This is a genomic window from Arthrobacter sp. ATA002 (assembly GCF_026898095.1).
In the GTDB taxonomy this organism is placed as follows: domain Bacteria; phylum Actinomycetota; class Actinomycetes; order Actinomycetales; family Micrococcaceae; genus Arthrobacter_B.
In genome coordinates this window covers 2,937,517-2,951,585 of sequence record NZ_CP114015.1, presented here as the reverse complement: position 1 = coordinate 2,951,585, position 14,069 = coordinate 2,937,517, and the positions used below count along the sequence as shown (strand labels likewise).

The following is a 14,069-nucleotide window of genomic DNA, read 5'->3' as shown; positions in this document are numbered from 1 at the left end:
CGGGGTAGGTATTGATTCATCATTATCTGCACAGGCATGCATACGTTGACGGGAGCCACCATGTCAGAGACCAGGTTCCGAAACCTGTCCCGAGCGGCAGCGGCAGCACTGCTGCTGGCCGTGTTGGCCGGCTGTACAGCGGATCCGGATGATTCCCCGGACAGTGCCGCCCTTGTCCTGGCGGATGCTACTGAACCCGGCCGGTTCAACCCCGTGGGAGGACATGGAGACAGCGGACAGTCGCACATCTATGACGGACTCCTGCGGCTCTCGCCGCAGGACGGTTCCTCGTCCCTGCCCGATCTCGTTCCGTCGCTGGCAGCTGATATGCCGCAGAGTAACGCCGAGGGCACCGAATGGACGGTGCGAGTGCGCGGCGGCGTTAACTTCAGCGACGGCACCGCCCTGGATGCCGGGGACGTTGCCGCAACGTACAACGCGGTCATCGACCCGGGCTCGGCCTCCGAGCTGGCCCCGTCCTACGACATGCTTCAGGCTGCCGCCGCCGGAGCGGACGGAACCGTCACCTTCACCCTGAAGTACCCGTACGCGGGGTTTGCCAGCCGCCTGCTGCTGGGCATCGCGCCGTCGGAGCGGCTGACACCGGGCCTGGCGGCCGAATCTTCACTGAACACTGATCCGGTGGGAACCGGACCCTACACTGTCACGTCGCTCCGCCCGGACGAACTGGTCCTGACCGCCAAGGAGGACTACTGGAACGGTGCACCGGAAGTAAAGACGGTGACGATCATCCACGTGCCCGATGACAATTCGCGGGCCCAGCGGCTTCAATCGGGAGAAATCCACGGGACCGTCCTGCCGCCCCGGCTGGCCGCAGCCTACGAGGATAAAGCCGGGTACTCCCACGAGGCCGTGGAAACGGCTGATTGGCGGGGCTGTCCCTGCCCTCCGGCAATGTCTTTGCCAGCGATCCCCTGGCGGTTCGGGCCATGAACCTGGCCGTTGACCGCGCGGGCATGGTGGACCATGTACTGGACGGCCGCGGGACCCCGGCCCACACTCCGGTGGCGGCCGTCTACGGAGACGCCTTCAATCCGCAGGCCGTTTTTCCCTATGACCCCGAGGCAGCCAAGACGCTTCTCGACGAGGCGGGCTGGCTTCCGGGAGAAGACGGGGTGCGGGCCAGGGACGACGTGCCGGCGGCCTTTGAACTGGCGTACAACGCAAGCGACACCCTGCGCCGGGACTTGTCCCTGGCCTTTGCCTCGGACATGTCCAAGCTCGGTGTGGACGTCACGCTTCTCGGCACCGACTGGAGCGTCATCGAGGAGCGGCGCAACGACGTCGGGATCCTCCTGGGCGGCGGGGACAAGCCCTATGACTTGGACTCGCAGCTGTTTGAAACCCTGCATACGGCAATACCGGGCTCCGGCTCGCCGTTTGCGAATCCGGGCAACACCGGCACCGCCGCGATGGACGCCCATCTGGAGGCGGCCCGGAAGAGCCTGGACCCCGCCGAACGGACCGCCCACTACCTGGCCGTCCAGGACCTGTACATCCAGGATCCCGGTTACGTCATGCTGGCCTTCATTGACCACAACTACATTCAGCAGGACATGGGCTGGCAGAACGTCCAGACGGTCCTGGAACCGCACACCCACGACGTCGGGTGGGGCTTCTGGTGGAGCCTGCGCGACTGGACCCGGGACTAGCCCGTGTCCCTGGAAGCAACGCCGCTGCCCGGCCGGCAGGCGCGCCGGAGACGCCGGCGCGCGGAGTTGCGGACCATTGTCGTCCGCCGTACAGTCCTGGCGGTGCCCGTAGTGCTGGGGGTGAGCCTGCTCGTGTTCCTGCTGGCCGCCGTCTCGCCTTTCGATCCGCTGGCTGCCTACCTGGGGGACCGCTATGTCCAGGCCTCGGTTGAGCAGCGGCGGCAGCTCTCGGAAGCCCTCAATCTGGAGACTTCCTGGTTCTCCGCCTGGTGGCAGTGGGCCGGCTCGGCGCTCACCGGCGATTTCGGCCATTCACGGGTCTTTCGGCAGCCGGTGACGGCGGTGATGGCCGAGCGCCTGCCCTGGACCCTGCTGGTGGCCGGAACAGGACTGTTCCTTGCGGTGGTGACCGCGCTCCTGGCTGCCGTGCGGTGCGCCTACCGGCCGGGCGGACCGCTGGACCGCGCCGTGGGCGCCGCGGCCACCGTGCTCCAGGGACTGCCCCCGTTCGTCATTTCGCTGGGCCTGCTGGGAATCTTCGCCGTCACCGCCGGCTGGCTGCCCGGCGGCGGACTGACAGATCCGGGTGCCGAGCCCAGCGCGGGGCAAGTGGCCCGGCACATGGTGCTGCCCGTGCTGGCGACAGCACTGTCGCAGCTGCCGTGGCTGCTGCTCTCCCTGAGGGCCTCCATGGCAGGAGTCCTGAGGTCCGACGCCGTGCGCGGGGTTCGGCTCCGGGGATTGCGTGAGCGGACGGTGATCCGCAAACACGTGCTGCCCGCAGCTCTGGCACCGTTCATCGCCGTGCTCGGATCCAGGCTTCCGGAAGTGATCGTGGGCGCAGTGCTGATCGAAACGGTGTTTTCCTGGCCGGGGCTGGCCGCGGCGGTGGTGTCGTCGGCGCAGGCACTGGATTTTGCCCTCTTGGCGGCGCTCACGGTGATGACCACCGTTGCCGTGCTGGCTGCATCCCTGCTCGCGGACCTCCTCTACGTCCTGCTCGATCCGAGGGTGACGGCCGATGTCTAGCCCCGACAGCTCCGGGTCCACCGGCGCCGGCCCCGGCGGCTCCAGGTCCGACGGCTCAGCGGGCCTGCGCCGGGTTCTCCCCGGAGCGCAGCCGCGCCGGAAAGCGCACGGGTGCACTTATCGGGGCGGCCGTGCTGGCCGGAATCGTTGCCTATGCAGTGTTTGTTCCGATGCTTGCCGGCACGGACCAAAAGGTGACCGATTTCAGCGCGGCCCGCCTGCCGCCGTCGTCCGCCCATCTGTTCGGAACGGACCACGCCGGCCGCGACCTGTTTGTTCGGCTGGCCTCCGGGCTGCGGGTCTCGCTGCTTATTGCCGCGCTCTGCGCGGTGCTGGCGATGGTTCTGGGAATGCTGGTGGGTTCGGTGTCGGCAGCGGTGGGCGGACGGACAGACCGGATCATCATGCGGATTATCGACGCGGTGAACGCTGTGCCGCACCTGCTGCTGGGCGTGGTGATCGTGGCCATGTTCCGGGGATCAGTCATCGCGATCATTGCCTCCATCGCGCTGACGCACTGGACGCAGGTTGCGAGGATTGTCCGCGCGGAAGCTCTGTCAGTGCGCGGCCTCGAGTATGTGGAGGCGTCCTATCTGCTGGGTGCGACGCGCGCCCAGGTGCTCCGGCGGCATTTCCTGCCCGCAGCCCTGGGACAGGGCATGGTGGCCACCGTGATGCTCCTGCCCCACGCCATCTGGCATGAATCCACCCTCTCCTTCCTGGGACTTGGCCTGTCCCCGGACCGGGCATCCCTGGGGACGCTGCTGCAGGAGGCCCAGGCCGAGGTGCTGCTGGGCGGCTGGTGGGCCCTGGTGTTCCCCGCGCTGCTCCTTCTCTGCACCACGCTGGCCATTGCGGCCTGCGGGTCCGGGCTCGTGTCCAGAACGGAAGGCAGATCATGAGCGTTGCCATTCGCGCCGCAGGGCACACCGTCCGGATACCGGTGACTATCCGCGGAAAAACAGCCTGGGTGCACGCTGCCACCGATGTGGCGTTTACGGCGTTTCGCGGAAAAGTGCATGCCGTCGTGGGGGAGTCAGGCTCCGGAAAGACAACTCTGGCCACGGCCATCCTCGGTATGCTGCCGGCGGGCACCATGGCCGGCGGACGGCTGGAGTATGTCGACCGGAACGGAGCGGTGACACCCCTGACCGGTGCGGGGCATGCCGCGGCCTCGCGGACGGCAGGGCTTCGGGGACGGAGGATCGGCTACGTTCCGCAGTCCGCAGCCACCTATCTCACCCCGGTGAGACGGGTGGGGGCACAGCTGCGGGAGACGCTCCGCGAACTGCGGGGAGAGGCCACGGCGGAGGAGCTGCTGGCCCGGGTCAACCTGGAGGCACAGGCTCTGGAGGCGTTTCCGCATGAGCTGAGCGGGGGCATGCTGCAGCGCGCAGCCCTGGCCTTCGCCCTGGCCGGGGATCCCGACGTGCTGGTGGCGGACGAACCGGTCTCCGGGCTGGACCCCCGTCTGGCCCACCTCACCCTGGAACTGCTGCGCAGCACCGCGGACGCCGGCACCGCCGTCGTACTGATAACGCATGACCTGCAGGCGCTCGCCTCGTCCGGTACCGCGGACGAGGTCTCGGTGATGTACGCCGGGCGGATCATCGAAACCGGTCCGGCCGCGCAGATCCTGACGACACCGGCGGAGCCCTACACCGTGGACCTGCTCGCGGCGCTTCCGGCCAACGGACTGCACCCGATGCCGGGGCTGCCCCCGGCGCTGACGGATTTACCGGCGGACTACACGTACGCGGACCGGCTGCGGGCGGCCGGGGAAATGGAGACGGGTTATGCCAGATGAACTGAGTGCCGCCAACGTGGGATTTTCCTACGGCGGCCGGACAGTGCTGCGGAACGTCACGCTTAGCATCCCGGCCGGCAGCCAGGTCGGCCTGACCGGGCCGTCGGGCAGCGGGAAAACAACGCTGGCCCGGGTGCTGGCCGGCCTGGTGGCGCCGTCGACGGGGTTTGTCACTTGCAACGGTGAAGCCGTTCGCGCGGCGGGCGACGGCGGCATCGCCATGCTGTTCCAGTCCCCGCGCCGGTCCTGCAGCCCCCGGATGACGCTGCGCGCTGTGATCAGGAGGGAATCCGGAACGCCCGCGGTGCTGCCCGCGGTGCTGCACGGCGCCGGGATGTGGACGCGGCGGTCTCGCACTTCGCGGGCAGGGTCCAGCTGACCGCCGACCTGCTCGATCGGTATCCGAGCGAGGTTTCCGACGGCCAGCTCCAGCGCGCCTGCCTTGCGCGTGCCCTGGCTGCAGGGCCGGACTACCTCATCTGCGATGAGGCGACAGCCATGCTTGATGCCGCCACCACTGCTGCGGTGGTCGGGATTATCGGCGGGGAGGTTGCTGCCCGCGGCCTCGGTGTCCTGGCGCTGAGCCATGACCGCCAGCTGCTGGAGGCCTGGTGCGGCAGCATTCTGCAGTTGCCGGAATTGACGCTGCCCCGGCCGGCCCCGGGTCCGCCGGAGGCCGTTGCCCGGACTGGTGTCCCACCCTTGTCTGCCGCCCTGGCCGGGCGTGGGTTTAAGCCCTGAGGGAAGCGGGTGCCCCAGGGGCGGGACATGTGAAGCGAGGCGCGGATAATTGGTCGCACTTGCCATTCATGGACCGGAGGAACCCCATGACCCGTAAAGTTACTGCCGCTCCGCGGAAAGCCCCAGGCTCCGCAGCTGTGCGCACCCCGGTTCCCGGGGCTGCCACCCCTGCCGATCTGGACACCGGACACTTCGCGCACCTGCTGGACGAACGCATTGCGGAAACCCGGGAAAAAATCGATGCCGTCCTGGCTGACATCCGGGAAGTGACTCTCGCCGCCAAGGACACCCCCGCCGACGACGAACACGATCCGGAGGGTTCCACCGTGTCGGTGGAACGCAATAACGAAATGGCGCTGCTGGCCGCCGCCGAATCCGCTCTCATCGAGCTCCTGGACGCCCGCGTCCGCCTGGACAAGGGGAGTTACGGGGTGTGTGAGAACTGCGGCAACCCCATCCCCTCCGAACGCCTGGAGATCCGGCCCGAGGCCCGGTTCTGCGTTTCCTGCGCGGCAGCTGCCCGACGGCGGTAGGCCCGGTCCTGCCGGCGTCGTGCCCGCGCCGTGCCTGCGTCGAGTCGGCGTCGTGCCCGGGGGAGTGTCCGGCGCCGTGCCCGCGCCGTGCCCGCGTCGCGCCGGGGAATGCCGGGCCGAGTGTCCGGGGTCACCGCCGGCGGCAGCGCGGGGTTTGGTGGGGCTAGAATCTACGTTGGAAATCAAGACCTACGTAAGGATTCGTAACACGCATGAGCATCACCGTCCGGCAGGCCACCGCGGCAGACTTTGACGACATCCGCCGGATCACCCGTGATGCGTACCTCAGCGCAGGGTTCATCGAGGCAGATAATCCCTACGTCAAGGAACTTGAAAACGTAGAAGACCGTGCGGCGAACGCGCTGGTCTGGGTGGCCGAGCTGGACGGAAAAGTGGCGGCGTCAACCGCGATTACCTTCGCCGGACAGCCCTACACCGACATCGCCGTCGAGGGCGAACTGGAATTCCGGATGCTCGCCGTGGACCCCGCCCTGCAGCGCGGCGGCGTCGGCCGGGCGCTGGTTGCGGCCGTGATCGAGTACGCGCGCAGCCTCGACGGCATCCACAGTGTCAGCCTGACCAGCATGACCCCGATGACCAACGCCCATGCCCTGTACCTGTCCATGGGCTTCAAGCGCGTTCCCGAGCGTGACTGGTACGTACCCAATGAAGACATCATCCTCTGGGTCTTCCGCCTCGAGCTCTGATCCGCGCTTCGGCTTGTGTAGCCGAGGCAGGTTGAACCCTCATCCGCGTTTATGCGGATGGGGGTTTCGTCGTGCGGTCCGGGTACCGGCGGGCGGTCCTGGCCCGGGTATGCTCCGGGGCTGCGGACGCCTTCGAAGCCGCCAGGCCTGCACACTCGGAAGCCATGGTGGTAGGGAAGCCGCCAGATCTGCACACTCGATGAACGCATGACGTCCGTTGTACAGATGACGGGCCCAAGACGAGGTTTTGGGCCCGTCATCTGTACAACGGATGGGCTGGGAGGGTGCTAAAGCCCGTTAGCTGTACAACGGATGGGCTGGGAGGGTGCTATAGCCCGTTAGCTGTACAACGGATGGGCTGGGAGGGTGCTAAAGCCCGTTAGCTGTACAACGGATTCGCAGCACCGGCGGCTTCACAGAAGCCCGCACCGGCGGCTTCACAGGCGCCCGCCCCGCCCCGAAACCCGGAAAACCGCACCAGTAAACGCCGTAGACTGGAACGGATACCTTATTTATCCGTAAAAGACGCATGGGAGACTCATGTCTGAGATCAATCGTGAGGCTGTGGCGCACCTGGCGCATCTGGCCCACATTGAGATGACCGAGGACGAACTGGCCAAAATGGCCGGCGAACTGGATGTCATTGTTGATTCGATCAAATCCGTAAGCGAAGTTGCCGGCGAAGACATCCCGGCCACCTCCCACCCGATCCCGCTGACCAACGTGTTCCGCGAGGATGTTGTGGGGCAGACGCTGACCAACGAAGAAGCGCTCTCCGGTGCTCCCGACAATGCTGCCGGCCGCTTCAAGGTCCCTGCCATCCTGGATGAGGAGTAAAGACTTCCATGAATGAACTGATCACCTTGAGCGCCGCCGCCCTGGCGGACAAGCTCGCATCCGGCGAGGTATCCGCCGTTGAACTTACGCAGGCCCATCTGGACCGGATCTCCGAGGTCGACGGCGCCGTCAACGCGTTCCTGCACGTGAACACCGACGAAGCACTGCAGGTAGCGGCCGACGTCGACAAGGCCCGCGCCGCCGGCGAAACCCTGCACACCCTCGCCGGTGTCCCGATCGCCATCAAGGACCTCATCGTCACCAAGGGCCAGCCCACCACGGCCGGCTCCAAGATGCTTGAGGGCTGGATGAGCCCGTACGACGCCACGGTGATCACCCGCATCCGTGCCGCCCGGATGCCGATGCTCGGCAAGACCAACCTGGACGAATTCGCCATGGGCTCCTCCACCGAGCACTCCGCGTTCGGCCCCACCCGCAACCCGTGGGACCTGGACCGCATTCCCGGCGGTTCCGGCGGCGGGTCCGCAGCCGCAGTTGCCGCCTTCGAAGCGCCGCTGGCGCTGGGCACCGACACGGGCGGTTCCATCCGCCAGCCCGCCGCCGTCACCGGTTCCGTGGGTGTGAAGCCCACCTACGGCGGAGTTTCCCGCTACGGTGCCATTGCCATGGCTTCCTCCCTGGACCAGATCGGCCCGGTGTCGCGCACCGTGCTGGATGCGGCCCTGCTGCAGGAAGTCATCGGCGGCCACGACCCCCGCGACTCCACCTCGCTGACCGATCCCGTGGGCAACCTCGTGGAAGCTGCCCGCAACGGCAGCGTGGCGGGCATGCGCATCGGCGTCATCAAGGAACTGCAGGGCGAAGGCTACGAATCCGGCGTCCTGGCCCGTTTCAACGAGTCACTTGAGCTCCTGAAAGACGCCGGGGCGGAAATCGTTGAGGTCTCCTGCCCCAACTTCAAGTACGCCCTGGGCGCCTACTACCTGATCATGCCGTCCGAGGCGTCTTCCAACCTCGCCAAGTACGACGGCGTGCGGTACGGCCTGCGTGCCCTGCCCGCCGACGGTCCTCTGACCATTGAGCGCGTCATGGGCGCCACCCGCGCCGCCGGTTTCGGCGACGAGGTCAAGCGCCGCATCATCCTGGGCACCTACGCCCTCTCGGCCGGCTACTACGACGCCTACTACGGCTCGGCCCAGAAGGTGCGCACCCTGATCCAGCGCGACTTCGACGCCGCGTTTGCCCAGGCCGACGTGCTGATTTCCCCCACCTCGCCCAACACGGCCTTCAAGCTGGGGGAGAAGCTGGATGATCCGCTGGCCATGTACCTGAACGACGTCGCCACCATCCCGGCCAACATGGCCGGCGTTCCGGGCATCTCCATCCCCGGCGGTCTGGCCGACGGACTGCCCGTGGGCATCCAGTTCCTGGCTCCGGTCCGGGAAGATGCGCGCCTGTACCGGGCCGGCGCCGCGCTGGAGCGCCTGCTGGAAAACAAGTGGGGCGGACCGCTGCTGGCCTCTGCACCCGTACTCGGAGGAGTGAAGTAATGTCTGTGCACATCCAGGACGACACCCTGTCCTTCGAAGAGGCCATGGAGAAGTACGATCCGGTGCTCGGTTTTGAGGTCCACGTGGAGCTCAGCACCAACACCAAGATGTTCTCCGATGCGCCCAACGTCTTCGGCGACGAGCCGAACACCAACGTCACTCCGGTGTGCCTGGGCATGCCCGGCGTGCTGCCGGTGGTGAACAAGACCGCCGTGGAGTACTCGATCCTGATCGGGCTGGCGCTGAACTGCAAGATCGCCGAATCCTGCACCTTCGCCCGGAAGCAGTACTTCTACCCGGACACCCCCAAGAACTTCCAGACCTCGCAGTACGAAGATCCGATCGCCTACGACGGCTACCTGGACATCGAACTTGAGGACGGCACCGTGTTCCGCGTCGAGATTGAGCGCGCGCACATGGAGGAAGACGCCGGAAAGCTGACCCACATGGGCGGGGCCACCGGCCGCATCCAGGGCGCCGACTTCTCCCTGGTGGACTACAACCGTTCCGGTGTTCCGCTGGTGGAGATTGTCACCAAGCCGATCGAGGGTGCCGGCTCCCGCGCGCCCGAGCTGGCCAAGGCCTATGTGGCAGCGGTCCGCGAGATCGTGAAGAACCTGGGTGTCTCCGACGCCAAGATGGAGCGCGGCAACGTGCGCTGCGACGCCAACGTTTCCCTGCGCCCGCACGGCCAGGAAAAGTTCGGGACGCGCTCGGAAACCAAGAACGTGAACTCGCTGCGCGCCGTCGAACGCGCCGTCCGCTTCGAGATCCAGCGCCACGCCGCTGTCCTGGAATCGGGCAACAAGATTGTCCAGGAAACCCGGCACTGGCACGAGGACACGCGCTCGACGACGTCGGGCCGGCCCAAGTCCGACGCCGACGACTACCGCTACTTCCCGGAGCCGGACCTGGTTCCCGTGGTCACGACCGAGGAATGGATCGAGGAGCTGCGTTCCCGCCTGCCCGAGCCGCCGGCCGAGCGCCGCAAGCGCCTGCAGGCCGACTGGGGCTACTCGGACGCCGAGTTCCGCGACGTGGTCAACGCGGGAGTCATGGATTCCATTGAGGAAACCATCGCCGCAGGCGCCTCCGCCCAGGTGGCCCGCAAATGGTGGATGGGCGAAGTGTCCCGCCGCGCCAAGGAAGCCGAAGTGGAGCCCACCGAGGTTGGCGTCACAGCAGAGCTGATCGTTGACCTGGACCGGCTGATCCAGGCCGGCAGGATCAACGACAAGCTGGCCCGCCAGGTCCTCGACGGCGTCCTCGCCGGCGAAGGCGCCCCGGAGGAAGTCATCGAGGCGCGCGGCCTGGCCGTGGTGTCCGACGACGGTCCTCTGCTCGAAGCCATCGACGCCGCACTGGCGGCCCAGCCCGACGTCGCGGACAAGATCCGCGGCGGCAAGGTCCAGGCCGTGGGCGCCATTGTTGGCGGCGTTATGAAGGCGACCCGCGGGCAGGCCGACGCCGGCCGTGTCCGCGAGCTGATCCTCGAACGCCTGGGCGTGCAGGGCTAAGCAGCCGGACGTATGAACCAGTGCCGGCCCCGGGTTTCCCGGGGCCGGCACCGGTTCACGGCCCGGGCGCCGGGGCTCAAAGGCCCGCGCAGCCGCAAAATACCCGCCGCGCTGCCCCCAAATCACAGCCGCGCAGCCCCGCCGCAGCTGGCGGGCAGACGGCTGGCTTCGGCTGACGGTAGGGTTCAGGCATGGCCACTCATCCTGCAGCAGAGATCTTCGTGGATACCGGCCTGGTGCGGCAGCTGCTCCTCGACCAGCACCCGGCGCTGGCGGACGCGGCGCTGCAGCCGGTGGCGAACGGCTGGGATAACTACATTTACCGGCTCGGCACCGACTACGCCGTCCGGCTGCCGCGGCGCCGGAGCGCAGCCGCATTAACCGCCAATGAGCAGACCTGGCTGCCCGGACTGACCGCTGACCTGCCGGTGGGAACATCGGCACCCCTGTTTGCCGGCCAACCCTCCGATGCGTTTCCCTGGCCCTGGAGCGTCACCCGCTGGTTTACCGGCACCGAGGTGTCCCTGCAGCCGCGGGACCGCAACGTGGCTCTGGCCGCACCGCTGGCCCGGTTCCTGAACGCCTTTCACCAGCCGGCCCCCGCCGGTTTTCCCCGCAACCCGGTCCGCGGCGTTCCTCTCCGCGATCGGGACGATGCCGTGCGCAGCCGCCTGGACAGCGGCATGGTGCCGCACGCGGCCCGGATCCGCGAACTATGGGAGACGAGCCTCGGGCTGCCGCTGTGGCCCGGCCCACCGGTGTGGCTGCACGGCGACCTACATCCGGCCAACCTGGTGGGCACCAGCGGCGGCGGGCTGGAAGCCGTAATCGACTTCGGCGACCTCACGGCCGGCGATCCGGCCACCGACCTGGCCGCGGCGTGGCTGGTCTTTGACCGGAACGGGCGCAGCGCCCTGCGCGCGGCCCTGGGAAACCAGTACGACGCTGATCCGTACATCTGGGGCAGGGCCCAGGGCTGGGCAGTGTGCATGGCTTCCAGCCTGCTCGCCAATTCGGACGATCATCCGGGGATGTACCTGATGGGGTCCGAGACGCTCATGGAAATTTTGACCGACGCCGGAGGCGGCATGTGATGGGCACTGATACACCAAGCACGGACGTCCTGGTGGTTGGCGGCGGAATAGCCGGATTGTCCCTAGCCTCCGCGCTGGCCGGCCGGACAGGCGTGCTCGTCGCCGAAGCCGAGCAGACGCTGGGCTACCACACCTCCTCGCGGTCAGCCCGGCAGCTGATCCCCAGTTACGGCCCGGGCGTCGTGCAGGACCTGACCCTGAGGACGCTGGCACTGATCCGCGCGTTGGAGGTCCATCTTCCCGAACCGGTCCTCACCCCGCGCAGTTTCCTGCTGGTGGGCAGCGAGGAAAACGTCAGGGACCGTGCCAGCGGACACATGCACCCGATCATGCCCGCGGAAATGCAGGCCCTGGCTCCGGAACTGAAGCCCGGTCTGTTCGCCGCGGCGGGACTGGACACCACCTCCGTCGCGTGCAACACCGATGCGTTGATGGATTACCACCGCCGGCGGATCCTGGACCGCGGCGGAAAGATCCTGACCGGACATCCGGTCCGCGCCGCGGAGCTGAAAGGTGAGGCGTCGGAAACCGGCACCTCCGACCACGGCGGAAGCTGGGTCACCACGGCGGGAGCCCTGCACATCCGGTCCAAGGTGGTGGTCAACGCCGCCGGCGCCTGGGCCGACCAGGTCGCCGGCCTGTACGGAGCCCGGCCGCGCGGACTGCAGCCGTACCGCCGCACGGCCGCCGTCGTCGACGTCGGCCATCCGCTGCCGGCAGGTGCGCCGATGGTGGCCGACGCCGGCGACTCCTTCTATTACCGGCCTGAGGGGCGGCGGGTGCTGATCTCGCCGTCGGAGAGCGAGGCGAGTGGTCCCATGGATGCCCAGCCGCGGCAGGAGGACATCGCGGCACTCATTACCCGGATTAATTCCGTCACTACCCTGGGCATCACCGGGGCGGTGAAATGCTGGACCGGGCTGCGCACCGAGGCCGCCGACGGACTGCCCGTCGTGGGATACGACGACGGCGTGCCGGGCCTGTTTTGGCTGGCAGGACAAGGCGGGTACGGCTTCCAAACTTCCTCAGGAATTGCCGAACTTGCGGCAGCCCTGCTGCTCGGACAGGAGCCGGAAACAGCGGCGGTTCAGGCACTAAATCCCGGCCGGCGCGGACTGTGACCAAAATCTCATGCCTGCTTCGTAACGAATTAGCTGAGCGGGGCGCGTATGGCCTTTTTCGCCGCCTCCGGTGCCTACAGTGGAAGGACAAAGCCAAGTGGGCTTCCTCCCCCTTTTGATCCACCTTTTCGCTTGAAAGGTCTGTCCCAGTGCCAGATATTTTGCCGCCACAGTTGAATGGCGTGCAGCAGCGTCCGCTCTATGTAAAAGTTCGAACCGCCTTGACCGTTATTTCCAGCATTTGGCTGCTGATGGCAATCACGGGGTTCGGATTCTTTTCCGGCGGGACAACTTCTCTGGCCCTGTCCCTGGTGCTGATTTACGGAACGGGCGCCGCGCTCATTGTGGTCACCGCCGCCCTATACCGCGTGGTGAAGAACTCCGCGGTGAAACGAACCGAAACCGCACCGGAGGACGCGGCAGCCGTGGTCTTTGTCGACACCACACGCTCAGCCACGGAGGAAATCCTGGCGGCACTGCATCCCGCCGCCGCCACGGGCCGCCCGCAGCCCGCTCCGGCCAGCCCGCGCACTGTTCGTGCCGCGGTGCCGGCAGCTGCTGCGGAGGCCGGTGCCGCGGCGCAGCCCGCCTCGTCCATGAAAGCCGAAACCCGGCAGCAGCCTGCCAAGGCGGCACCCCGGTCCACAACGGCAAAAGAGCAGTCCGCGAAGCAGTCCGCCGAGGATGCTCGGCCCGTTCAGAAGCAGTCCGTAAATAAGCAGTCCGCGAAAAAGCAGCCTGCGTCCGCCACGAAGCAGAAGACGGGGCCGGCTAAATCGGCGCTGAACAAATCGGTCTCCAGTAAGGGCGCCTCCAACAAAGGCGCCTCCAACAAGGGCGCCTCCGGCAATACGGCGTCGGCCAAGCCGGCCCCGGGTAACAAAGCTCCGGTTAAAGGGGCTTCAGGCAAGTCTGGAGCCAAATCTGCCCAGGGTGCTAAAACGCCGTCCGCCAAAGCACCGTCCGCCAAGACGCCGCCGGCGAAGGACCGGTCGGGAGGTAACCGGCCCGCCGGCTCCAACGGGTCGAAATCTTCCTCCGCGAAGCGCACCGGCGGCTCCGCCGGCCGCACGCCGGGGAAGAACCAGGCCGGCGGCCAGGAGAGTTCTTCCGGGACCGTTGGCCGGGTAGATGAGGCCTGCGGTGCGCCGTCCAAGCCGCTGCGGCCGTCGCTGGTGCTGGCTTTCAGTAACGCCATGCCCCAGCCGCGGCGCCAGCATGTTCCGGACAACCGCAAACAGGCGTCCTGACCCGCTGCTCCAACTTGCAGGGGCTTTCAGGGAGTTGCCAGCTTTCCTACAGTTTCCGCCCAGAACACACCATTATCGTAAGAGGTACCTCATAAGGGTGCGAGTGATGAATGGATAGCGTAGTGACCTATCCGGCGCCGGCAGACTAGGATTGTTCCCCCCAATCAATCCACAGTCTGCCGGCGTTTTTCTTTGCCCGGAAATCTCTCCTGCCTGCGGTATTACCCGCATTTTTACGGCATTCATGAG

General features: G+C 67.1%; 15 protein-coding genes. All 15 read left to right on the top strand.

Annotated elements, in window-relative coordinates; all coding sequences use genetic code 11:
* Nucleotides 1–60: 60 nt before the first annotated feature.
* The 15 genes from OL239_RS14580 to OL239_RS14510 all read left to right on the top strand — a co-directional run bounded on the left by OL239_RS14580 (nucleotide 61) and on the right by OL239_RS14510 (nucleotide 13,820).
* A complete protein-coding gene (locus OL239_RS14580; protein ID WP_268909507.1) occupies nucleotides 61–954 on the top strand; it encodes an ABC transporter substrate-binding protein in 894 nt (297 codons plus the stop codon).
* Nucleotides 951–1,673 carry an ABC transporter substrate-binding protein gene (locus OL239_RS14575; protein ID WP_268909506.1) on the top strand — a complete coding sequence of 241 codons (723 nt, stop codon included), beginning with the start codon at nucleotides 951–953 and terminating at the stop codon, nucleotides 1,671–1,673. The genes OL239_RS14580 and OL239_RS14575 overlap by 4 nt, the downstream gene beginning before the upstream one ends.
* Nucleotides 1,674–1,676: 3 nt before the next feature.
* Nucleotides 1,677–2,702: an ABC transporter permease gene (locus OL239_RS14570; RefSeq protein ID WP_268909505.1), complete on the top strand. Its 1,026-nt coding sequence runs from the start codon at nucleotides 1,677–1,679 to the stop codon at nucleotides 2,700–2,702.
* Nucleotides 2,703–2,833: 131 nt separating this feature from the next.
* A complete protein-coding gene (locus OL239_RS14565; RefSeq protein ID WP_268909504.1) occupies nucleotides 2,834–3,604 on the top strand; it encodes an ABC transporter permease in 771 nt (256 codons plus the stop codon).
* Nucleotides 3,601–4,509: an ATP-binding cassette domain-containing protein gene (locus OL239_RS14560; protein WP_268909503.1), complete on the top strand. Its 909-nt coding sequence runs from the start codon at nucleotides 3,601–3,603 to the stop codon at nucleotides 4,507–4,509. Before OL239_RS14565 ends, OL239_RS14560 begins: the two co-directional genes overlap by 4 nt.
* A complete protein-coding gene (locus tag OL239_RS14555; RefSeq protein WP_329609241.1) occupies nucleotides 4,499–4,888 on the top strand; it encodes an ATP-binding cassette domain-containing protein in 390 nt (129 codons plus the stop codon). Before OL239_RS14560 ends, OL239_RS14555 begins: the two co-directional genes overlap by 11 nt.
* Nucleotides 4,846–5,250, top strand: a complete 405-nt coding sequence (locus OL239_RS14550) for an ATP-binding cassette domain-containing protein (protein ID WP_268909502.1) — start codon at nucleotides 4,846–4,848, stop codon at nucleotides 5,248–5,250. The genes OL239_RS14555 and OL239_RS14550 overlap by 43 nt, the downstream gene beginning before the upstream one ends.
* Nucleotides 5,251–5,336: 86 nt before the next feature.
* Complete coding sequence (locus tag OL239_RS14545) at nucleotides 5,337–5,783, top strand: TraR/DksA family transcriptional regulator (RefSeq protein ID WP_268909501.1); 447 nt, start codon at nucleotides 5,337–5,339, stop codon at nucleotides 5,781–5,783.
* A gap of 212 nt (nucleotides 5,784–5,995) precedes the next feature.
* Nucleotides 5,996–6,490, top strand: coding sequence for a GNAT family N-acetyltransferase (locus OL239_RS14540; protein ID WP_268909500.1), 495 nt, complete (start codon nucleotides 5,996–5,998; stop codon nucleotides 6,488–6,490).
* A gap of 540 nt (nucleotides 6,491–7,030) precedes the next feature.
* Complete coding sequence (gene gatC, locus OL239_RS14535; protein ID WP_152221910.1) at nucleotides 7,031–7,327, top strand: Asp-tRNA(Asn)/Glu-tRNA(Gln) amidotransferase subunit GatC; 297 nt, start codon at nucleotides 7,031–7,033, stop codon at nucleotides 7,325–7,327.
* 8 nt (nucleotides 7,328–7,335) lie between these two features.
* Nucleotides 7,336–8,838, top strand: a complete 1,503-nt coding sequence (gene gatA, locus OL239_RS14530; RefSeq protein WP_268909499.1) for an Asp-tRNA(Asn)/Glu-tRNA(Gln) amidotransferase subunit GatA — start codon at nucleotides 7,336–7,338, stop codon at nucleotides 8,836–8,838.
* A complete protein-coding gene (gatB, locus tag OL239_RS14525) occupies nucleotides 8,838–10,355 on the top strand; it encodes an Asp-tRNA(Asn)/Glu-tRNA(Gln) amidotransferase subunit GatB (RefSeq protein WP_268909498.1) in 1,518 nt (505 codons plus the stop codon). Before gatA ends, gatB begins: the two co-directional genes overlap by 1 nt.
* Nucleotides 10,356–10,546: 191 nt before the next feature.
* Entirely contained in the window at nucleotides 10,547–11,449 is a 903-nt protein-coding gene (locus tag OL239_RS14520) for an aminoglycoside phosphotransferase family protein (RefSeq protein ID WP_268909497.1), read from the top strand.
* A complete protein-coding gene (locus OL239_RS14515; RefSeq protein WP_268909496.1) occupies nucleotides 11,449–12,570 on the top strand; it encodes an NAD(P)/FAD-dependent oxidoreductase in 1,122 nt (373 codons plus the stop codon). The genes OL239_RS14520 and OL239_RS14515 overlap by 1 nt, the downstream gene beginning before the upstream one ends.
* A gap of 221 nt (nucleotides 12,571–12,791) precedes the next feature.
* Nucleotides 12,792–13,820 (top strand): hypothetical protein, encoded by a 1,029-nt coding sequence (locus tag OL239_RS14510; protein WP_268909495.1) that lies wholly within the window; start codon nucleotides 12,792–12,794, stop codon nucleotides 13,818–13,820.
* Nucleotides 13,821–14,069 lie beyond the last annotated feature (249 nt).